This window comes from uncultured Paenalcaligenes sp., from assembly GCF_947630565.1.
Classification (GTDB): Bacteria; Pseudomonadota; Gammaproteobacteria; order Burkholderiales; family Burkholderiaceae_B; genus Paenalcaligenes; species Paenalcaligenes faecalis.
On sequence record NZ_CANRIC010000041.1, the window covers coordinates 1 to 19,761 of the forward strand.

At 46.6% G+C, this 19,761-nt stretch carries 23 protein-coding genes; 15 read left to right on the forward strand and 8 right to left on the reverse strand.

Annotated elements, in window-relative coordinates; all coding sequences use genetic code 11:
- Positions 1-114: 114 nt before the first annotated feature.
- Positions 115-1,317 carry a 3-oxoadipyl-CoA thiolase gene (gene pcaF / locus Q0Z62_RS08200; RefSeq protein ID WP_298053274.1) on the reverse strand — a complete coding sequence of 401 codons (1,203 nt, stop codon included), beginning with the start codon at positions 1,315-1,317 and terminating at the stop codon, positions 115-117.
- Positions 1,318-1,569: 252 nt separating this feature from the next.
- Between pcaF and Q0Z62_RS08205 the strand changes: the two genes are divergently transcribed.
- Positions 1,570-2,016 (forward strand): hypothetical protein, encoded by a 447-nt coding sequence (locus Q0Z62_RS08205; protein WP_298053278.1) that lies wholly within the window; start codon positions 1,570-1,572, stop codon positions 2,014-2,016.
- A 12-nt stretch (positions 2,017-2,028) separates the two neighbouring features.
- Complete coding sequence (locus tag Q0Z62_RS08210; protein WP_298053282.1) at positions 2,029-2,832, forward strand: DUF2145 domain-containing protein; 804 nt, start codon at positions 2,029-2,031, stop codon at positions 2,830-2,832.
- Between the two features lie 63 nt (positions 2,833-2,895).
- On the opposite strand, the gene sodB is transcribed toward Q0Z62_RS08210, so the two are convergent.
- Together sodB and xseA are read right to left on the reverse strand one after the other, a co-directional pair.
- On the reverse strand, positions 2,896-3,477 hold the full coding sequence (gene sodB, locus Q0Z62_RS08215) for a superoxide dismutase [Fe] (protein WP_269901800.1): 582 nt from the start codon (positions 3,475-3,477) through the stop codon (positions 2,896-2,898).
- Between the two features lie 43 nt (positions 3,478-3,520).
- Complete coding sequence (gene xseA, locus Q0Z62_RS08220) at positions 3,521-4,858, reverse strand: exodeoxyribonuclease VII large subunit (protein ID WP_269901799.1); 1,338 nt, start codon at positions 4,856-4,858, stop codon at positions 3,521-3,523.
- A 189-nt stretch (positions 4,859-5,047) separates the two neighbouring features.
- Here xseA and Q0Z62_RS08225 point away from each other — a divergent pair, with 189 nt between their 5' ends.
- From Q0Z62_RS08225 to rpsT, 9 genes are all read left to right on the forward strand, one after another.
- The gene (locus Q0Z62_RS08225; protein WP_298053291.1) at positions 5,048-5,653 is read left to right on the forward strand and encodes a MotA/TolQ/ExbB proton channel family protein; all 606 of its coding nucleotides are present in this window, start codon (positions 5,048-5,050) and stop codon (positions 5,651-5,653) included.
- The gene (locus tag Q0Z62_RS08230) at positions 5,650-6,045 is read left to right on the forward strand and encodes a biopolymer transporter ExbD (protein WP_269901797.1); all 396 of its coding nucleotides are present in this window, start codon (positions 5,650-5,652) and stop codon (positions 6,043-6,045) included. The genes Q0Z62_RS08225 and Q0Z62_RS08230 overlap by 4 nt, the downstream gene beginning before the upstream one ends.
- Positions 6,042-7,091, forward strand: a complete 1,050-nt coding sequence (gene lpxK / locus Q0Z62_RS08235) for a tetraacyldisaccharide 4'-kinase (RefSeq protein WP_298053298.1) — start codon at positions 6,042-6,044, stop codon at positions 7,089-7,091. The genes Q0Z62_RS08230 and lpxK overlap by 4 nt, the downstream gene beginning before the upstream one ends.
- A 16-nt stretch (positions 7,092-7,107) precedes the next feature.
- Positions 7,108-7,284, forward strand: a complete 177-nt coding sequence (locus Q0Z62_RS08240) for a Trm112 family protein (RefSeq protein WP_269901795.1) — start codon at positions 7,108-7,110, stop codon at positions 7,282-7,284.
- 1 nt (position 7,285) lies between these two features.
- Complete coding sequence (gene kdsB / locus Q0Z62_RS08245) at positions 7,286-8,050, forward strand: 3-deoxy-manno-octulosonate cytidylyltransferase (protein ID WP_298053302.1); 765 nt, start codon at positions 7,286-7,288, stop codon at positions 8,048-8,050.
- Between the two features lie 100 nt (positions 8,051-8,150).
- Complete coding sequence (gene adk, locus Q0Z62_RS08250; protein ID WP_298053306.1) at positions 8,151-8,807, forward strand: adenylate kinase; 657 nt, start codon at positions 8,151-8,153, stop codon at positions 8,805-8,807.
- Positions 8,808-8,859: 52 nt separating this feature from the next.
- Complete coding sequence (locus Q0Z62_RS08255) at positions 8,860-9,618, forward strand: 3-hydroxyacyl-CoA dehydrogenase (protein ID WP_298053310.1); 759 nt, start codon at positions 8,860-8,862, stop codon at positions 9,616-9,618.
- A gap of 3 nt (positions 9,619-9,621) precedes the next feature.
- Entirely contained in the window at positions 9,622-11,178 is a 1,557-nt protein-coding gene (gene murJ, locus Q0Z62_RS08260) for a murein biosynthesis integral membrane protein MurJ (RefSeq protein ID WP_269901791.1), read from the forward strand.
- A 48-nt stretch (positions 11,179-11,226) separates the two neighbouring features.
- Positions 11,227-11,493 carry a 30S ribosomal protein S20 gene (gene rpsT / locus Q0Z62_RS08265; protein WP_269901790.1) on the forward strand — a complete coding sequence of 89 codons (267 nt, stop codon included), beginning with the start codon at positions 11,227-11,229 and terminating at the stop codon, positions 11,491-11,493.
- Between the two features lie 163 nt (positions 11,494-11,656).
- On the opposite strand, the gene Q0Z62_RS08270 is transcribed toward rpsT, so the two are convergent.
- The gene (locus Q0Z62_RS08270; RefSeq protein WP_298053317.1) at positions 11,657-11,953 is read right to left on the reverse strand and encodes a DUF3579 domain-containing protein; all 297 of its coding nucleotides are present in this window, start codon (positions 11,951-11,953) and stop codon (positions 11,657-11,659) included.
- A 173-nt stretch (positions 11,954-12,126) separates the two neighbouring features.
- Here Q0Z62_RS08270 and argF point away from each other — a divergent pair, with 173 nt between their 5' ends.
- A complete protein-coding gene (gene argF, locus Q0Z62_RS08275; protein WP_269901788.1) occupies positions 12,127-13,059 on the forward strand; it encodes an ornithine carbamoyltransferase in 933 nt (310 codons plus the stop codon).
- A gap of 81 nt (positions 13,060-13,140) precedes the next feature.
- Entirely contained in the window at positions 13,141-14,037 is an 897-nt protein-coding gene (locus Q0Z62_RS08280) for an AEC family transporter (protein ID WP_367180558.1), read from the forward strand.
- A 90-nt stretch (positions 14,038-14,127) separates the two neighbouring features.
- Here Q0Z62_RS08280 and argG read toward each other — a convergent pair whose 3' ends face one another.
- On the reverse strand, positions 14,128-15,465 hold the full coding sequence (gene argG, locus Q0Z62_RS08285) for an argininosuccinate synthase (RefSeq protein WP_298053323.1): 1,338 nt from the start codon (positions 15,463-15,465) through the stop codon (positions 14,128-14,130).
- A 122-nt stretch (positions 15,466-15,587) separates the two neighbouring features.
- Between argG and Q0Z62_RS08290 the strand changes: the two genes are divergently transcribed.
- Positions 15,588-15,977 (forward strand): NUDIX domain-containing protein, encoded by a 390-nt coding sequence (locus Q0Z62_RS08290; protein WP_298053327.1) that lies wholly within the window; start codon positions 15,588-15,590, stop codon positions 15,975-15,977.
- A 12-nt stretch (positions 15,978-15,989) separates the two neighbouring features.
- On the forward strand, positions 15,990-16,550 hold the full coding sequence (locus Q0Z62_RS08295) for a hypothetical protein (protein WP_298053330.1): 561 nt from the start codon (positions 15,990-15,992) through the stop codon (positions 16,548-16,550).
- 108 nt (positions 16,551-16,658) lie between these two features.
- On the opposite strand, the gene Q0Z62_RS08300 is transcribed toward Q0Z62_RS08295, so the two are convergent.
- The 3 genes from Q0Z62_RS08300 to Q0Z62_RS08310 form a co-directional block, all read right to left on the reverse strand.
- Entirely contained in the window at positions 16,659-18,167 is a 1,509-nt protein-coding gene (locus Q0Z62_RS08300) for a tripartite tricarboxylate transporter permease (RefSeq protein WP_298053333.1), read from the reverse strand.
- 3 nt (positions 18,168-18,170) lie between these two features.
- Entirely contained in the window at positions 18,171-18,626 is a 456-nt protein-coding gene (locus Q0Z62_RS08305; protein WP_298053336.1) for a tripartite tricarboxylate transporter TctB family protein, read from the reverse strand.
- Positions 18,627-18,771: 145 nt separating this feature from the next.
- On the reverse strand, positions 18,772-19,761 hold a 990-nt coding region (locus tag Q0Z62_RS08310; protein ID WP_298053339.1), incomplete at its 5' end, for a nitronate monooxygenase family protein.

Genomic DNA, 19,761 nt, shown 5'->3' on the forward strand with positions numbered 1-19,761 from the left:
AACAAAGGGGGTCACTACGTGACCCGTGCTATCCCTCCCCGCCATGAATGACGGGGTATCTCGCACAATTTAGATGATAGTGGGAGCCTTTTGATTAACACGCGGAATCAGTACCTATACACGCTCAAGCAAAATAGCAATACCCTGACCCACACCGATACACATCGTACACAATGCATAACGACCATTACTGCGTTGCAATTGATTCACTGCCGCAATCACAATTCGGGAACCACTGGCTCCCAATGGGTGACCTAACGAAATCGCTCCGCCATTGATATTAACGCGCGAATCATCATCTGCTAAACCCAAGCCACGTAATACAGCTAAACCTTGGGAGGCAAATGCTTCGTTCAATTCGATGACATCAATTTGGTCTAAAGTTAGGCCGGTTAACTGCAGAATTTTACGTGTAGCAGGCTCAGGGCCTATTCCCATGATGCGCGGCTCCACACCAGCATTAACCATAGCGACTACGCGTGCTTTAGGCGTAAACCCATGCTGTTTAGCTGCCGCTTCAGAAGCAACGATCAGTGCAGCAGCGCCATCGTTAACCCCGGAGGCATTACCTGCAGTAATCGTGCCATCCGCACGTACAAACGGACGCAGTTTAGCTAGATTTTCTAATGTGGTTTCACGAGGATGCTCATCAGTATCGATACAAATCGCTTCGCCTCGGCGTTGAGGAATATATACTGGCGTAATTTCCTGAGCCAAAATACCTGCCGCTTGGGCTGCAGCAGTACGCTGTTGACTACGTAAAGCAAAAGCATCTTGATCAGCACGATTAATATTGAACTGATCTGCTACGTTTTCAGCCGTTTCAGGCATCGAATCCACGCCATACTGAGCCTTTAGTACCGGGTTAATAAAACGCCAACCAATCGTTGTGTCATATACCGCATTATCACGACTAAATGCTGATGTCGCTTTAGGCATCACAAAAGGAGCTCGACTCATGCTCTCTACACCACCGGCTAACATGAACTGGGCGTCACCGGCACGTATAGCTCGTGCAGCTGAACCAATGGCGTCTATGCCAGAGCCACACAATCGATTAATTGTCATACCAGGTACATCAATCGGCAGCCCTGCCAATAAAGCAGACATACGAGCTACGTTACGGTTGTCCTCTCCGGCCTGATTCGCACAACCATAGAGAATATCATCCACCTGAGTCCAGTCTGCATTCGGATAACGTTCCATTAGTGCACGTAACGGTACAGCACCTAAATCATCGGCTCGTACCGCTGCTAGACTGCCGCCATAACGCCCAAAAGGGGTACGTACACCATCACAAATAAAAGCGTCGCTCATGTTGTCTCCTATAATGACATGACACAAATTTTCTGTATTTTAAGCCTATACAGTATCACGTTAATGATTTTAGGTGAAATGTCCAATATACGGTCGTATTTTTCATAGGCGATTTCCCCTAGACCATGATAATCAAGAGCAAACTGTTTAGATGAAATGCTTTTTCTCTTAAGAAGTAAAGATTTATGTCTACCTCGAATGAGCCATATTTTTTTCGCTATACTCGCAACAAAACTACCTACTAGGATGAGTATGCGTAAATCACTTCTGACGTTGGCAACTGTTGCCGCTCTTGTTTCTTCTTTTAGTGCTTCGGCCCAATCTACCGCTAGCGAAGCCAGTGCCGCCTCTGCCGTCGCTATTATTGCAGTCCCTGTCATTGTGTCTGGCGCAGCAGCAGAGGCTAGCAGCGTAGCAAGCATGGCAGTTGGCGAGGCGTTCTCAGCCACCATCACAAGTATCAGCGAAGCACATGAGCGCAATGCCCGTCGCATAGAAGCCCGTCAAAAAAACGGTGAGATCATTCGTATGGATCTACCCGTAGACACCGTTGAAAAACACCATCTACAGCCTGGCATGACCCTTGCCGGTCAACCTACTACCGGTGGTGCAATGGTAATTACTGTCGATGGAAAGCCAATGGCTGTGACGACGGGTGCGACAGCACCAACGGGGCTTTCTAAAAACCAACCTTTATAAGTTCGCCAGCTCATGAAAGCAAAAAAATGGCTTTTAGCTATTGCGACACTGCTCGTCGCTGGGTCGTTAAACTCTGTTATGGCAGGCCAAACCTGCGAACCCTATACACCCACTGCCGAGCAATTAGGGATGTCTGCGGCGCTAGCTACCAAAACGGCTGAACTGATGGATGCCCAAGGACGTCAAGCCTATATTATTGGCCGCATAGGCCAAGATCTCAGTGAGTATGGGCTTAGCTACTCACACTTAGCTATTGCCACTCCTAATCCAAAGGGAGAAAGCTACGACGTCTATCATCTACTCAATGGCTGCGGTACAGATAGCTCAGGCATATTTCTACAAGGTCTAATGGAGTTCTATTCCGATGACTTGTATTTATATCAAGGGGCGATTCTGCCGTTACCAGAGGCTGTTGCCAAACGATTAGTGGCTCAATTACACGCTAACCCAACATTTTTTCATGAGCCGAAATACAGCCTAACGGCCTATCCCTATTCAACCAAATACCAAAACTCGAATCAATGGCTGTTAGAAACGTTAGCAGGTGCGATAAATACAGACACTGAACTAAAAAATCGAGAGCAAGCCCAAGCCTGGTTAAAAACGAATGGCTTTGAGTCTTCAGAGCTAAAAATTAATACCTTTAAACGTTTAGGCGGGCGGATGTTTAAGGCTCAAGTTGCTTTTGATGATCACCCCAGTGACTTACGCTATGCAGATCGTATCCAAACAACAACGGCCGAATCCATCTTTAGCTTTATCAAACTGCATTATCCTGAGGACTCAAAACTCATTGAGCTACGCATTGCGCAGTAAAATTAATAAAAAAGCCTCGTCCATAACTGAACGAGGCTTTTTGCTATCAAACAACGGAGTTAATTAAGCACCGAAGTTTTTAGCAGCAAAATCCCAGTTAACCAACTTCCAGAAATTTTCTAGGTATTGAGGACGGGAGTTACGTGTGTCGATGTAGTAAGCATGTTCCCATACGTCACAGGTCAACAACGCCACGTCGTCAGTTGTCAATGGTGTAGCGGCATTGCTCGTGTTAACGATATCTACGGAACCATCTGCCTTTTTAACCAACCACGTCCAGCCTGAACCAAAGTTACCAGCTGCTGATTTGTTGAATTCAGCTTTGAAGTTATCAACGCTACCCCATTTGGCGTTAATGGCATCAGCCAAAGCACCTGTGGGCTCGCCACCACCGTTCGGGGACAAGCTGTTCCAGTAAAACGTGTGATTCCAAACTTGGGCCGCGTTATTGAACACACCACCAGAAGATTTCTTAACGATATCTTCTAGGGAGTCGTTAGCCATATCTGTGCCTTCGACAAGGTTGTTCAAATTCGTAACGTAGGTTTGATGATGTTTACCGTAGTGATATTCCAATGTCTCTTTGGAGATATGTGGAGCCAACGCGTCTAGTGCGTAAGGTAATTCAGGAAGGGTAAAAGCCATGTTTAGTTCCTTCAAAGTTGTGCTAATAATTTAGCGTTGTTGTTTAAAGCAAATCGTGCTTTTGTTTTAGCTTAACAAGCAGATGGCCTTGTGCCAACTGTATCTGTAACTGTTCATTAGCATTCACATCTAATGAGTTTTTAATAATAGCGCCATTGTCATTACGAACAATGGCATAACCACGATCCAAAACAGCAGAAGGGCTAAGCGCATCTAATGTGTGCTCTGCCACATGTAAGGCTTGTTTCTTTTGGCGCAGCACTAAGAGTTGGGATTGTAACAAACGTAGTGGCAGTTCGTGAACCCGTTGTTTCATGGGACGAATATCGGGCAAACAGCGCCGTAATCGATGCCATGCATGATCTAGTTGCTGTTGTTTGCGGTGAAGAACGGATACGCTTTGCAATCGTTGTTCTGTCAAATGTAAACGCTGCCGCATCTGACCTAAACGCTGTTGTGGTGAAACCAATCGAGCAGTAGTACGATCTAATCGCAAACTGGCCCTCTCTAAAATTCTATCCTGACACTGCTGCAAACGTCGTAATACCCCTAGTAAATCGGCGTTACTTTGCGCATGGCTCGTGCAACATAACTCGGCTGCCGCAGTAGGCGTAGGTGCACGCACATCGGCAACAAAATCAGCAATGGTAAAATCTGTCTCATGGCCTACCCCACTGATAATTGGAATAGGGCTCGCATAGATCAACCTAGCCAAATGCTCATCATTAAAGCTCCATAAGTCCTCAAGACTGCCACCCCCACGCACAAGCAAAAGCGTATCCACCTGGTTATCTGCAATTGCCTGTCCTAAAGCAAGACATAGCTGTTGGGCTGACTCTGCGCCTTGGACCGCTGCAGGATAAATATACACCTGTACATGGGGGGCTCTGCGCTGCATCGTTGTAACTACATCTCGTAACGCAGCCGCCGCTAAAGACGTTACGACTCCTACACGGCGTGGCATCGGTCTGAGTGGTTTTTTATGCTCGGCATCAAACAAACCAGCTGCTGCTAATTTGTTTTTTAGCTGTTCAAACTGGGCATGGAGATCACCTATGCCTGCCCGCTCCATGCTTTCGACCTGAAGCTGATAGTCGCCTCTCGGTTCGTACATCGTCACCGCAGCATAAAAGCGATACTTTTCGCCTGCTTTAGGCATAAAACCTACGCGAGCAGCACGACCTCGAAACATGACGGCTTTCACTGCCGCGCGGTCATCTTTAATCGTAAAATACCAATGCCCAGAAGCCGCAGAGGTAAAATTAGATATTTCGCCCTCAACCCAAATACGTCCAAGCTGTTGCTCCAACAATTGAGCCACCTGACGGTTAAGCTGGCTAACCGTTAACGTCGTTGACGATGAATTAGAGCTAGAATACAAACTTACACCTCATTACAAATAAGCTGAGCAATGACTATACAGTCCAGTGAGTCTCCGATTGTATAAGACTTTGGCTCTACTTTAATCCATGTTATCCACACATTCTGTGGATAACACCAAAATAGCGCGCAAAATCATTATTTTGCCTTAAAATGGATGATGGTAGACATCATGCAAAAGGAATAACTTGTGCTTAGTATCATTCAAGCTGCTGGCTGGCCGATTTGGTTTTTATTACTGTGCTCTATCATTGGGTTGGCTCTTATTATAGAAAAAGGCCTGAGCCTACGCAGTCATAAAATCCTCAATCCCAGCGCCCGAGACCTTGCCTTTGATCTGGCTCAAGCCCCCAGCCCCATTAGCCCGGAACAACTGCAACGTCTACGCCAAAACAGTGCACTGGGACTGATTTATGCTCATTTGCTTGAAACCAAAGATCAGCCTGAACCGCTACGTCGCCAAGCCGCCGAAGAGGCCGGGTCTATCGTCCATTTTCAGCTTAGTCGATACTTACCCGCCTTAGGGACAGTCGCCGTTATTGCCCCCTTACTGGGCTTATTTGGCACAGTAGTTGGTATGATTCAAATCTTTGCCTCATACAACCCCCAAGGCAGTGATCCATCCGTACTGGCCCAAGGCATCTCCATGGCACTCTATAACACAGGCTTCGGTATTTTAATCGCTGTTCCTGCCCTAATCGCCCATCGTTATTATCGTTCCCGTTGCGATTATCTGTTGCATCGCCTAGAAATTGAAGCCAGTCGCTTAAATCGCTTTATAGAACAACGTCTATGAACTTCCGTGCTAAACATCGTGATCAAGACGATATTGCTGTGGACTTTATCCCGCTCATTGACATTTTATTAGTGGTGCTCATTTTTGTGATGGCGACCACCACCTTTAGCCAACTCCAAGAAATCCCTGTACAACTTCCTTCTGCAGGCTCCCAACAGTTAGTTCAAGACAGCCACGTATTAGCTATTAGCCAAGACGGTCAATATGCACTCAATGGTCGATTGCTAAGCCAAGCACAAAGCAGCGTCTCCGATGCCCTCGAAGCCCTCGATAATAAAAAATCACTGCTTATTTATGCGGATGAAAACACACGGCATGCGACGGTAGTACACGCCTTAGAATCTGCGCGTAATGCGCAATTTGAACAAATTAGTTTTGCGACTCAAGAATGAGCGTTCAAGCACACCTAGAGCAATGGTTGCACCGTCAATGGGGGCGACGTGGCGTAATGAGTTTATTATTACGACCACTTAGCTTTTGCGCTGAACGATATATACAGCACAAAAATACTCAGTCCCGTGCCTCACTATCTTTTAGCCCCCCGCCTATTATTGTTGTAGGCAATATTATTGTAGGTGGAGCAGGTAAAACCCCAGTGGTACTTGCCCTGTGTGAATTTCTCCAAGCTCAGGGATATCGTCCAGGCATTATCAGTCGCGGCTATGGGGTCACGATCACCGGTAACGCTCGTGTGGGGCAAGGTCAACTCGATGCCAGTCAGTTTGGTGATGAGCCCACCTTGCTAGCCCAACAGAGTGGAGTACCCGTAGCCGTACACCCAAAACGAGTCCAAGCACTGCAAGCCTTGTGTGACACTCATCCAGAAATCAATGTAGTCATTGCTGATGATGGCTTACAACACCAAGCCCTGCCCAGAGACATAGAGATCATTGTTCAGGATGGCAGGGGCATTGCTAATGGCTTGGTTTTACCCGCTGGGCCATTAAGGGAGCCTCCACATCGTTTAACTCAGGCCGACTGGCTTATTACCCAATTAGCCCCACAGCAACAACTGCCCACCACCCCACTCCCAGCACTAAAAAATCGCTGCATCACAATGCGTTTATGGCCTAACTATTTTGAGCATCTACGTACTGGGAAAAAAATCGACGCTGCTGACTGGCTCTCTATGAATGCTCATAAAAGCACTGCAGCTCTAGCTGCTATTGGACAACCAAAGCGTTTTTTTAGTATGTTGGAGCAGTTCGGTATACCGTTACAGCATCACATCGCACTCCCTGACCACGCTCAGCCTACGGCTGCCTTATTCGAGCAATTAAATACTCAACAACTGCTTATTACAGCTAAAGATGCCGTAAAATGTAAATCCATCAGCGATCCTCGGATTTGGGTGGTGCACGTCAAACCACAATTTACACCTACAGATTGGTTGTTTGACCTACAACAACAATTACACGAAATAGAACGACTAGACTGATTTAACAGAGAACACTATGGAATCACATTTACTTGAAGTCCTTGTTTGCCCTTTATGCAAAAGCAAGCTAGACCATAATCGCGAGCAACAACAACTGGTCTGCAAAGCCGATCAGCTAGCCTTTCCTATTCGTGACGGTATCCCTCTTATGCTCCAAAGCGAAGCTATTTCCTTGTCCTCCTCTGAGACTTAATATGTCTTTTATTGCGATTATTCCGGCACGCTTGGCGTCGACGCGTTTACCCAATAAGCCATTGGCTGACATCGTGGGTAAACCCATGATTGTCCGCACAGCGGAACAGGTTAAAAAATCAGAGGCCACGGCTATCTATATCGCAACAGATAGCCAGCAAGTCGCCGATGCGGTCAGCCCCTACGGTTTTGATTTTGTGCTAACTAAAGACACGCATCCTACCGGTACGGATCGATTAGCAGAGGCAGTCCAGTTACTTGAACTAGACGACAGTGCTGTTATCGTAAATATTCAAGGCGATGAGCCCCTGATTGAGCCTGAGGTCATCAATGCCGTTGCCGCTCAGCTACAACAAAACCCAAATGCCGCTATTGCTACAGTGGCAACCCCCTATACTAAAGATGCAGACTTTTTCAACCCAAATAGCGTTAAAGTAGTCTGTGGTCTAAGCGGCCAAGCCTTATATTTTTCACGTGCCCCCATCCCTTGGGCGCGTGATGCCATGCAAGAAAACCCACATGTTATGGCAAACAACTTAGGTGCACTGCATCACATTGGCATTTATGCCTACCGTGTTAGCTTTCTGCGCCAGTTCCCTCATCTATCTCGGGGGCCATTAGAAATCCATGAATCCCTTGAGCAGTTGCGTGCATTGGAAAACGGCTATGACATTTATGTCTACGTTAGTCCTACAGCCCCTGCTCAAGGGGTGGATACTATTGCTGATTTAGATAAGGTGCGCGAAATTTTTCAAAATCGGTTATAAACAAGGTTTTGCCTATTAATTTAGCAGCCAAAACATACACATCTGAATGTTTTGGCACTGTGCATTTAGTACGTCAAATATCTATTTAAAAGAGGACATTATGCGCCTGATTCTACTAGGGCCTCCCGGAGCCGGGAAAGGCACGCAAGCTGCTTTTATCACTGAGGAATTCAACATCCCTCAGATCTCTACTGGTGACATGTTACGCGCCGCTGTTAAAGCCCAATCCCCTTTAGGCATCGAAGCCAAAAAGATCATGGATGCGGGAGGTCTGGTATCAGATGATCTTATCATCGGACTGGTACGCGACCGCCTGCTAGACGCCGACTGTGCTAGTGGGTATTTGTTTGATGGTTTTCCACGCACAATTCCTCAAGCCGATGCGCTGAAAGATGCGGGTGTGTCTTTAGACTATGTCATCGAAATCGATGTGCCAGCAGAAAACATTATTGACCGTATTAGCGGTCGTCGTGTGCACCCTGCCAGCGGCCGCTCTTACCACGTCACCTTTAACCCGCCTCAAGTCGAAGGCAAAGATGACGTTACAGGCGAAGATCTGATCCAACGAGATGATGACAGCGAGGACACCGTTCGTAATCGCCTAGAGGTTTACCAAAACCAAACTCGCCCCCTTGTTGACTACTACTCCAACTGGGCAAACTCAGGCGATGCAAAAGCACCTAAATATATTAAAATTGCAGGTGTTGGCTCTGTAGATGAAATACGAAATCGTATTCTAGAGGCTCTTAAATCTTAAGCTCCTCCATTAATCCGGCCTTCGCGCCGGATTTTTTACATTAGGAAATCCTATGCAAATCAAAGATAAAGTATTTGTAGTTACCGGTGGCGCATCTGGCTTGGGTGCTGGCAGTGTAAAAATGTTAGTAGAAAACGGCGCCAAAGTAGTCATCGCTGACATCCAAGACGAAGCAGGCCAAGCCTTAGCCGCCGAACTAGGTCAAACCTATGTTCATTGTGATGTCACCAGTGCGCAAGATGGACAAAAAGTAATTGATGCTGCACTAGCACTAGGCCCTCTGTTTGGCTTAGTTAACTGCGCAGGCATAGCCCCCGCTTCCCGTACTGTTGGGCGCGAAGCTCCCCATGATTTGGATCTATTCCAAAAAGTGGTCAGCATCAACCTCATTGGTACATTTAATATGTGTCGCTTAGCAGCCTTTGCCATGAGCTCAAACGAGCCAGAGCCTACCGGTGAACGCGGCGTACTCATTAATACCGCTTCAGTCGCAGCCTTTGATGGGCAAATCGGCCAAGCTGCTTACGCCGCCTCTAAGGCTGGTGTTGCGGGTATGACTCTACCTATCGCCCGTGATTTATCTCGTGTTGGTATTCGTTGTGTCACCATTGCACCTGGCATCTTTGGTACGCCTATGGTTTTTGGTATGCCCCAAGAAGTACAAGACTCCTTAGCCGCTGACATCCCTTTCCCTTCCCGCTTAGGACGTCCTGAAGACTATGCAAAACTGGTCTTTAGTATCATTGACAACGACATGCTCAATGGTGAAACCATCCGCTTGGATGGTGCTATCCGTATGGCACCAAAATAATCTATGAGTTTATTGCGTTCAGCGGCTTTAATTAGCGGCTTAACTTTACTATCGCGCATTACAGGTCTAGTGCGCGATATTTTAATTGCACGAAGCTTTGGTGCTGGCCCCCTCAGTGATGCCTTTTGGGTTGCTTTTCGCATTCCTAATTTACTACGTCGCTTATTTGCCGAAGGGGCCTTTTCACAAGCCTTTGTACCTATTTTGGGCGAGGTGCGCAGCACAGGGACGGAGTCTGAGGTTAAGCAGCTCTTAAACCGTGTAGCACTGGCACTAACCAGCGCATTGATGCTAGTCACAGCCCTAGGTATAGTCGCTGCACCGTGGGTGGTTAGCGCTATGGCCAGCGGCATGACTACCGCAGACAAGCAAACCGAGTTCGAAGCCGCAGTATGGATGACTCGGCTTATGTTTCCCTATATTGTTTGTATGTCTCTCGTGGCCCTTGCCTCTGGCATCCTCAATACATGGAGTCGTTTTGCTGTTCCGGCCTTTACGCCTATCTTGCTCAATCTCTCCATGATCTTAGCCAGTGTTTTTGCGGCCCCTTATTTTGACCCTCCCATCTACGCCTTAGCGGCAGGTGTTATGGCTGGTGGTGTTGCTCAGCTCAGTGTGCAATGGATTGCGTTAGCTAAACTCGGCATGATGCCACGTTTTTCACTGCGCATCATCCAAGCGTGGACAGACCCCTTAGTCAAACGGGTCATTAAACAAATGCTCCCAGCTATCCTTGGGGTATCCGTGGCACAAATCTCGTTGTTAATTAACACGAATATCGCTACATGGTTACAGTCTGGTAGCGTTACCTGGCTCTCCTTTGCAGATCGCCTTATGGAATTCCCTACGGCATTACTTGGGGTAGCGTTGGGTACAGTGCTTTTACCCAAACTCTCTGCCGCTTACGCTAAAAATGAGTCTACCAGTTACCAAGCTCTTTTAGACTGGGGGTTACGTCTCGTCATCATGTTAGGTATTCCGGCGGCTTTAGGCTTGGCATTACTGAGTGATGGCTTAGTTGCCACTTTGTTTCACTACGGGGCATTTGGTGCGGACGACGTTGCTCAAACCCAAACCGCCGTCATGGCCTATGCAATTGGTTTGCTTGCTTTACTGGCTATTAAGATCCTTGCCCCTGCTTTTTATGCTCGTCAAGACATAAAAACACCTGTTCGCATCGCCATTGCGGTCTTAGTTTTAACGCAAATTTTTAATTTAATTTTAGTGCCAAGCTTTGCCCACGCTGGCTTAGCGCTCTCTATTGGGCTAGGTGCCAGCATAAATGCACTGTGTTTATTATATTTATTGTATAAACGCCACATTTATCGCCCCCAATCTGGCTGGCTACGGTTTATACTACGGTTAATCCCCGCGCTTGCCGTGATGACCTCTCTCTTGCTAGTGGCCAATCATTATATTGATTGGATTGCACTGGCTTACGCGCCGTGGCTACGTGCCTTATGCTTACTTTTAGTCGTAAGTATCTGTGCTGCGAGCTACGGATTTATGCTTATTTTATTTGGCTTTAGACTACGCGACTTTACAAAGCCGCATCTATAATATATATTATTAGTCTTTGCCAATTAAACCTTTTACTATTTATTAAATATGGCTAATACAGCACAAGCTCGTAAACGCGCACGCCAAGCAGATGCGCGTAACAAACACAACGCAAGCATGCGCTCCATGATGCGTACCTCCATCAAACGCGTACGTCAGGCTATCGAAGCCGGTGACCAAGCCGCTGCTAACGAAGTTTTCCAAAAAACTTCCAGCATTATTGATCGCGTTGCTGACAAGAACATCATTCACAAGAACAAGGCTGCTCGCCTAAAAAGCCGCCTAGCTTCCGCCATCAAGGCGTTAGCTGCCTAAAGCGGCTGGGTTTAATTGGCCGAGTCAGCCATATAGCCCATTAACCATATAGGCTATGTGATACAAAAGAGTGCTTTTTAGCACTCTTTTTGTTTTTATAGTCACAAACAAACGTAAAAAAAGCCCTACTTTTAAGTTAGGGCTCTACATCGTTGTTGTTATTCTATTCGCGGGTAAAATCCATATCCACACCGGTAGTGTGTAGATCATTGTCTTGGGCAAAACCACAAACAAATTTCCAAGCTAAGGGCTCTAGGTCCCGCAATCGTGGATCAACCACCACACAGCGCACACCATCAATCAAACGTGGCACCACATAGGGCGAATAGGTAAAAGGACCACCTACCGAACCGGCAGGTCTAAACTGAGACATCACCCCGGCCAAGCGTTCCGCCCAATCGCTGGGTCTAAAACGTTGCCCCGAAGTAGTCGTACCATGAATTACTAGCTTTGTAGACATAGGATTCCAAGGATTAACAGCGCATATGCTCAACACACCTCATCCAACATTGTATCCTATTGCGCCCATTACACCTACTAATACCAAAATCTCTCTGATGCTTATGACTAGGCGTAACGCTGACTTTGCTCTATTATATTAAATTGGCTAATTATTTTTTGCTAAGGTTTAGTATGAACGCAACGGCCCCTATACGGCACTACTTACAGTTTAATGATTTAACTAAAGACGAAACGCTTTATCTTTTGGATCGCGCACGCCTAATCAAAGACCGTTTTAAGCGTTACGAACCCCACTTGACCTTGCATGACCGCACCCTTGCTATGGTGTTCGAAAAAGCCAGCACGCGCACGCGGGTCTCTTTTGAAGCGGGCATGTACCAAATGGGTGGTGCAGTCATTCACCTCACTACCAACGACTCACAACTCGGTCGCTCCGAGCCCATCGAGGACACGTCTCGTGTCATTTCTCGTATGGTTGATATTGTGATGATTCGTACCTTTGGCCAAGACCGCATCGAGCGCTTTGCCGAATTCTCTCGTGTTCCCGTTATCAACGGTTTAACCAATGAATACCACCCTTGCCAAATTCTGGCTGATATTTTTACATTCATTGAGCACCATGGCTCCATCGAAGGTAAAACAGTTGCATGGATTGGCGATGGCAACAATATGGCCTACACGTGGCTACAAGCGGCTGAAATGCTCGGTTTTAAACTGCATATTTCTGCCCCAGAAGGCTATAAACTGGATCGCTCATTAATTGGTAATCCAGATGCTGCCGTCTTCCAAGAGTTTGACGACCCCATCGAGGCATGTAAAGGCGCTCACCTCGTCACCACAGATGTCTGGACAAGCATGGGCTTCGAGGACGAAAACGAAGTCCGTCGCAAAGCGTTTGCTGAATGGTGCGTTGACAAAGAGATGATGGCAGTGGCTGCTAAAGACGCGCTATTCATGCATTGTTTACCTGCTCATCGCGGCGAAGAGGTCACCGCCGAGGTCATTGACGGTCCACAAAGCGTAGTCTGGGATGAAGCCGAAAACCGTATGCACGTACAAAAAGCCTTGATGGAATTTTTACTTTTAGGCAAACTCGACACATAATCCTTATTTGTTTGGTATCCACACCCCAATCAACTGCTCAGGTTATTGGGGTGTTTTTTTACCGTTCTATTTACTTGTCCTATGGCCTCTACTTTCTTTTTAATTCTGCCTGATTTTTTATTGATGGCTTTAGGACTGCTATTAGTACGATGGAGTTTTTTGCCAATTACTTTTTTTAATGGTGCAGAAAAACTCGTTTATTACCTCTTATTTCCAGCTCTGCTTTTTTCCTCAATGGCAAAAAGCCAGTTAAGCATTCAACAGATTTCCACCTTAGGGCTGGCCACAGCACTTGTGATTTTATCAGGGGTTATTCTGTCATTTATTGCTCTTCCCATATTAAAGCCTGACCGTATGCGCCATGCCTCTGTCGCACAATGCGCCTATCGCTTTAATTCTTATCTGGCTTTTTCTATTGCGGGTGCTATAGGTGGCGAGGCTGCCTTAAGCAGCATGGCTGTCATTGCTGTCGTTGCTGTCCCTTTAGGCAATATCGCTGCTGTTTCCACCCTAGCACAGCAAAATAAAAGTAATCTCTTTACCCCATTATTAAAAAACCCGTTAATTATTGGTACCTTGTCGGGCCTAGCATGGAATCTAGCTGGCTTTAATCTACCCACCCCGATTGACGTTACCATATCTCGACTAGGCTCTAGCGCCTTGGCCTTGGGCTTAATCTGCGTAGGAGCTTCTTTTTCTTTACATGCTTTGCAAGGATCTCAGCGCTTAGTTAGTTGGATGATAGTCACCAAGTTATTACTTTGCCCTATTGCTGCGTTAATTATCAATGCAGTGATTCCGTTAAGTCCGCTTGAACAAAAAATGCTGCTGCTCTTTGCTGCTCTACCTACAGCCTCTACCACCTACGTATTAGCCGTAAGGATGGGTGGTGATGGGCGGCTGGTGGCGATCACTATGTCACTCTGCACCCTGATTGCGGCACTAAGCTTACCTTTATGGCTTAGTATTCACTACTAAACTCAAACCAACCTACAGACAGAAAAACGGGATGCACAATGCAAAAAAATCCTCCGATAACGGAGGATTTTTTAGTAGATAAATAACTAATTATTTATCATTTTTCAACTGCGGGATAGCCGAACCTTCGGAAGGAGCTAACAAGCCAGCTTGGGTATACGTAAATAGTTTTTCACGTGTATCCACAATATCTAAGTTACGCATCGTTAACTGACCGATACGATCACGAGGGCTGAAGGTATTATCGCCCTCTTTTTCCATCGTTAAGCGCTCGGCGCGGTAAGTTAGATTATCGGATTCCGTATTCATGATTGAGTAATCATTACCACGACGCAATTCAATCGTGACCTCGCCTGTAACAGCTCGGGCTACCCAACGCTGGGCTGTTTCACGCAACATAATGGCTTGCGGATCAAACCATCGACCTTGGTACAACAAACGACCCAAACGTAAACCATTCATGCGGTATTGCTCGATGGTGTCCTCGTTATGAATACCAGACACCAAGCGCTCGTAGGCAATGTGCAATAAGGCCATACCAGGAGCCTCGTAGATACCACGGCTCTTGGCTTCAATAATACGGTTTTCAATTTGATCGCTCATGCCTAAACCATGACGACCACCAATACGGTTAGCCTCTAGCATTAGCTCGACCTTATCCTCGAACTCTATACCATTTAAAGCTACTGGCATCCCTTCGTGGAAACGTACCGTAACGGTTTCTTTTTCAATTTTGACATCATCACGCCAAAATGCCACGCCCATGATAGGCTGCACGATGTGCATACCTGAGTTCAAGAACTCTAGATCTTTGGCTTCGTGCGTCGCGCCCAACATATTGGAATCAGTGGAGTAAGCTTTTTCGGCTGACATTTTGTAATCAAATCCGTACTGCTCCATGTATTCAGACATCTCAGCACGACCACCTAGTTCATCAATGAACATTTGATCTAACCAAGGCTTGTAAATTTTAAGCTGGGGGTTTGTCAATAAACCATAACGATAGAAACGCTCAATGTCGTTCCCTTTATATGTACTGCCATCACCCCAAATATTAACGTCGTCCTCTTTCATGGCAGCAACTAGCATCGTTCCTGTCACGGCTCGACCAATGGGAGTGGTATTGAAATACGTCACGCCAGCAGTGGTGATATGGAATGCACCACACTGCAAAGCCGCAATACCTTCAGCGGCTAATTGTTGACGACAGTCAATCAAACGAGCGTTTTCAGCGCCGTACTCTAGTGCTTTTTTAGGGATGGAATCGTAATCGGACTCGTCTGGCTGCCCCAAGTTAGCGGTGTAAGCAAAAGGAATGGAACCTTTGTTGCGCATCCATAAAATCGCGGCACTGGTGTCTAGCCCACCAGAAAAAGCAATACCAACCTTTTGGTTGACGGGAATGTTTTCTAGGATAGTCGTCGTCATAATGAGTCCAAATACACAATGTATAATGCATGAATAATGATTCCATTATATCGCTCATTACAAAGGCTTTCAGCAAAGAATGTTATGCTGATGACTTTTACCTCGTCAAAACATGTCTTTGTATGCCTGAAATCCACATTGCCGCCGCCATTATCATCAACAGCGAAAAAAAGATGCTATTAGTGCGCAAAAAAAACACCCAGCGCTTTATGCAAGCTGGCGGTAAAATCGAAGCGGGTGAATCCCCTTTAGATGCCTTATTACGTGAATTAGACGAAGAGCTACAAATTCAACCCAATCCGACTCAGATTCACTATCATGGTGAATTCCATGCGCCAGCGGCCAATGAGCCCGGACACACCGTGCATGCCCATATTTACCAATTAACATGGCATAATCCTATACATATTGCGGCCGAACTCGAAGAGGCACGTTGGGAATACCCGTCGGACGCCACACAACTGTTACTTGCGCCGCTCACAGAGCATTTTATTTTACCGTTATTGATTTAGGCTCCCTTGAGCATGACTACACATATCACCCAAACTACGCACTGCTTTACGCTACAACAACTACGCGCTGCCACACAGGCAGGTGGTGTGGCGGGCGTCTCTCTAAAAGGCCATGGTCATGGCTTTTTTATTCAAATCCAACTACGCACTGGCCAACAGGCCGTCTTAGTCACCGCCCGTAGTCGCTCTCCGCGCATGTTCAAAAATCCAGTACAAGCGTTTGGTGTATTACGACGGGTAGGCATTGTAACGGGCAGCTTTGATGTCACGCACTTCTCACCAGAACAACAACAAACCGACAGCGACAAAGCCGCGAAAAAAGTCGCAAAAAAAGAACCCGTTAAAACAGCTACTAAAGTTGGTCGCGCTAAAAAAGTAGCAACTTTAGCACCCATAGAAAGTCCAGTAGTAGCTGCAGAGCCCTCTGCCCTAGACAAAGCCAGAGAACAAGTCGCCGATGCGACTCAATCCTCTCTTAGCGATCCAACCATTCAAATTGATGAAGCTGAAACTAAGCGCCTCCTTGAGGAACAAAAAAACAATCAAGTTGGCGTACAACAGAGCTTAATTTAACGCCTTACAAAAGCGCGCTCTATTGAAGTCCAAATGACCACCTAATAAAAAATGCCTGCAAATCCATGCAGGCATTTTTTATCCATACAGACAGAAGAAGTGCGAACCCTACGACGCCTCTGCCTCTGCCGCAATCGCACGTTTTTTCAATCGTTTAAACGCCACAAATGCCAACATCAGGAACACAGCACTCATACAGACAGCACTGATCGGACGAGTCATAAAGACCGTCATATCACCGCGTGACAACAAGAGCGCACGACGGAAGTTTTCCTCCATCATTGGCCCCAAAACAAAACCTAATAATAAGGGAGCTGGTTCAAAGCCCATGCGTGATGCAACAAAGCCAAAGAAACCAATCAGTAGCACCACCCCCACATCAAATAAGTTGTTGTTAGCGCTATAGACCCCAATACAAATGAAAAACAATACCGCTGGATAAATTAATCGATACGGAACAGATAACAGCTTGACCCACATACCGACCAAGGGGATATTCAAAAACAACAACATTAAGTTGCCTAGCCAAAAACTAGCGATCAGCCCCCAAAATACCGTGGGATGCTCTGCCATCAATTGAGGGCCGGGCTGAATGTTGTGAATCATCATCGCCCCCAACATTAGCGCCATCACTGCATCACCAGGGATACCTAGACTTAATGTAGGAATAAAAGCCGTTTGAGCAGCAGAACTATTCGCCGACTCTGGACCGGCCACCCCCTCGATAGCACCGTGACCAAATCGATTCGGTGTACGAGAAAATCGTTTTTCGACAGCATAAGACATAAATGAGGCAATAGAGCCGCCTGTACCTGGCAATACCCCAAAAAATGCCCCTATACCCGATCCACGCATAATAGCAGGCGCTGATTGCTTGAGCTCCCCTTTTTCAAGGCGCATTGCACGCCAACCAATTTTTGAGCTAGTCACAGCGCTCCCTGTGCCTAACTGATTCGCATGGGACAACACATCTGAAATCCCAAATAAACCCATTGCCACAGCCACGACAACCAGCCCATCTTGTAGTTCAGGAATATCAAAAGTAAAACGCGAAATACCTGTATTAATATCCGTGCCCACCACTCCCATCACTAAACCCACTAACACCATCGCAATCCCTTTCAAGGGAGCTCCCGTAGTGAGAGTAGAGGCCGCCAATAAACCTAACAACATCAAAGAGAAGTATTCCGCCGGCCCAAACTTAAATGAGAGTTCTACCAATAATGGACCAAAGGCCATCATCAAAATAATACCGATAGTGGCCCCAATAAAAGAGGAAATCATGGCCATCAGTAAAGCAGACCCTGCTCGGCCTTGTTTGGCCATGGGGTGCCCATCCAAACACACTACGGCATGTGTTGGGGTACCTGGCAGATTCAACAAAATGGTTGTAGTTGCTCCGCCATAACTGGTGCCGTAATACAGCCCAGCCAACATCATTAGCGCACCTGCTGGATCTAAACCATAGGTAATAGGTAACAGCATGGAAATGGCAGCCAACGCGCCAATCCCAGGCAACACCCCAATTAAATTACCAATGAATACACCAATAAAAGAGTAAAACAGATTATGCAAAGACAGCGCTGTCTCAAAGCCTAAAATAATGTTATCCAACATAAATCAACCCCAGCGCAGTAAAGGAAATTGCATCTGCAAGCCATAATAAAAAACAGCTACAGCCATCAATGTCAAAATAACAGCAACCATAATGGCTGTTTTAAACGTATTTTTCTTATCAGCCAGCGTTGCCACAAAAGCTAACATAAAAGTGGCTGGGATGAGTCCTCCGTACTGTCCTAACACAATGAACAATACAATGCCCAACACCACTAAAAACCAAGCCCTATATTGCGGAACAAAGGCAATGCGTGTTGAGCCCTGAGGATCAGCTGGAGTGATAGCAATCAAACAAGCGACCAGCATCAGCCCCGCACCGAGAATCAGGGGGAAATACCCCGGTCCCATGCGGGCTAATGAGCCAATTTGATAGTTCAGACTGCCCAAGACGGTTGCCATGCCGATAAACAACATGAGGAGCGCGGGCGCAAGCTCCTTTTTATTAATGCCAAATTTCATCGCGAGAAATGGGTTCCTAAAGACGAGAAAACCAAAAACAGCCCACTTGACTCATAATAAGTCACGGTATGGGCTGTTTAGGATTCTAGTCGTTTAAACGCTTATGTGCGATAGTAAATGACGAAATCGTCTGTTTTTGTGCAGTCTATGAGGCAGCAGAGCTATTTAAAGGTGTAGGACTGAGAGCACTGAGCAGATAATCGAACAACTCTTTCACAGGCGCGATGGCTTTACCTAAGGGCAGTTTCTCTGAGCCACGGAAAAATAAGCCTCTGGCCACATCCCCCGCCAAGGCGTAGGCTAATTGACGATCAATACAAAATTGGCCACTTTTTGCCACCCCATCACGTAAACCACAAAATGCCAAACAATCAAACCCTTCGGAGCAATCCCGCTCCTTGGCGACTTGCTGCAGTTTTGGCGCTTTATGTAAATACGCATCCAACCATGGCGTGCGTACAGCACGGGCTGGCAGCCCCGCCACACTCATGAAAGTAACGATATCCTCGGGCTCAGCATCCACCAATACCTGTTTAAAGTTCTGGTGCGCATCCCCCTCGGTAGTCACGGCAAAAGCACTACCTAACTGTACGGCACTGGCACCAAGTGCTAAAAGTTCTTGAACCTGTTGGGGGTCATGAATCCCACCGGCAACAATCAATGGAATAGGCGCGATACCTAATTTTTCAAAAATAGCATGCGTTTCAGTAAGTGCTGTTTCATACTGATAGTTAGGATTATCCATCTGATCTACATCGGCCAAACCTAAATGGCCTGCTGCAAACTTAGGATTTTCAATCACAATGGCATCCGGTAGGCGATTTTTGCGCATCCACTTTCGTAATACTAATTGGATACCGCGGGCATCTGACAAAATAGGAATCAAGGCCACATCTGGAAAATCCTCCGTTAGCTCGGGTAAATCCAGTGGCAGCCCCGCCCCTACTACAATTGCATCTGCCCCGCTTTCACACGACTGGCGTACAAACTCAGGATAGGCAGACACCGCTTTCATAATATTCACTGCTACCGCGCCATTTCCAGCGGCCAACGCTTTAGCCGCTTTGATTTCTCGGTCTAAAGCAATCAAATTACACTGATTAATATGTGCTTTACTGCTGTTTTGTTCTGAGCT

Excerpts from the sequence above, each read along its gene's own strand:
- Q0Z62_RS08290 (WP_298053327.1), top strand. The coding sequence starts at position 15,588 with ATGCCTGAAATCCACATTGCCGCCGCCATTATCATCAACAGCGAAAAA.
- argF (WP_269901788.1), top strand. The coding sequence starts at position 12,127 with ATGAACGCAACGGCCCCTATACGGCACTACTTACAGTTTAATGATTTA.
- adk (WP_298053306.1), top strand. The coding sequence starts at position 8,151 with ATGCGCCTGATTCTACTAGGGCCTCCCGGAGCCGGGAAAGGCACGCAA.
- Q0Z62_RS08305 (WP_298053336.1), bottom strand. The coding sequence starts at position 18,626 with ATGAAATTTGGCATTAATAAAAAGGAGCTTGCGCCCGCGCTCCTCATG.
- Q0Z62_RS08255 (WP_298053310.1), top strand. The coding sequence starts at position 8,860 with ATGCAAATCAAAGATAAAGTATTTGTAGTTACCGGTGGCGCATCTGGC.
- Q0Z62_RS08210 (WP_298053282.1), top strand. The coding sequence starts at position 2,029 with ATGAAAGCAAAAAAATGGCTTTTAGCTATTGCGACACTGCTCGTCGCT.
- Q0Z62_RS08240 (WP_269901795.1), top strand. The coding sequence starts at position 7,108 with ATGGAATCACATTTACTTGAAGTCCTTGTTTGCCCTTTATGCAAAAGC.
- Q0Z62_RS08280 (WP_367180558.1), top strand. The coding sequence starts at position 13,141 with ATGGCCTCTACTTTCTTTTTAATTCTGCCTGATTTTTTATTGATGGCT.
- Q0Z62_RS08205 (WP_298053278.1), top strand. The coding sequence starts at position 1,570 with ATGCGTAAATCACTTCTGACGTTGGCAACTGTTGCCGCTCTTGTTTCT.
- murJ (WP_269901791.1), top strand. The coding sequence starts at position 9,622 with ATGAGTTTATTGCGTTCAGCGGCTTTAATTAGCGGCTTAACTTTACTA.
- lpxK (WP_298053298.1), top strand. The coding sequence starts at position 6,042 with ATGAGCGTTCAAGCACACCTAGAGCAATGGTTGCACCGTCAATGGGGG.
- Q0Z62_RS08295 (WP_298053330.1), top strand. The coding sequence starts at position 15,990 with ATGACTACACATATCACCCAAACTACGCACTGCTTTACGCTACAACAA.
- pcaF (WP_298053274.1), bottom strand. The coding sequence starts at position 1,317 with ATGAGCGACGCTTTTATTTGTGATGGTGTACGTACCCCTTTTGGGCGT.
- Q0Z62_RS08300 (WP_298053333.1), bottom strand. The coding sequence starts at position 18,167 with ATGTTGGATAACATTATTTTAGGCTTTGAGACAGCGCTGTCTTTGCAT.
- rpsT (WP_269901790.1), top strand. The coding sequence starts at position 11,227 with ATGGCTAATACAGCACAAGCTCGTAAACGCGCACGCCAAGCAGATGCG.
- Q0Z62_RS08270 (WP_298053317.1), bottom strand. The coding sequence starts at position 11,953 with ATGTCTACAAAGCTAGTAATTCATGGTACGACTACTTCGGGGCAACGT.
- sodB (WP_269901800.1), bottom strand. The coding sequence starts at position 3,477 with ATGGCTTTTACCCTTCCTGAATTACCTTACGCACTAGACGCGTTGGCT.
- argG (WP_298053323.1), bottom strand. The coding sequence starts at position 15,465 with ATGACGACGACTATCCTAGAAAACATTCCCGTCAACCAAAAGGTTGGT.
- Q0Z62_RS08230 (WP_269901797.1), top strand. The coding sequence starts at position 5,650 with ATGAACTTCCGTGCTAAACATCGTGATCAAGACGATATTGCTGTGGAC.
- kdsB (WP_298053302.1), top strand. The coding sequence starts at position 7,286 with ATGTCTTTTATTGCGATTATTCCGGCACGCTTGGCGTCGACGCGTTTA.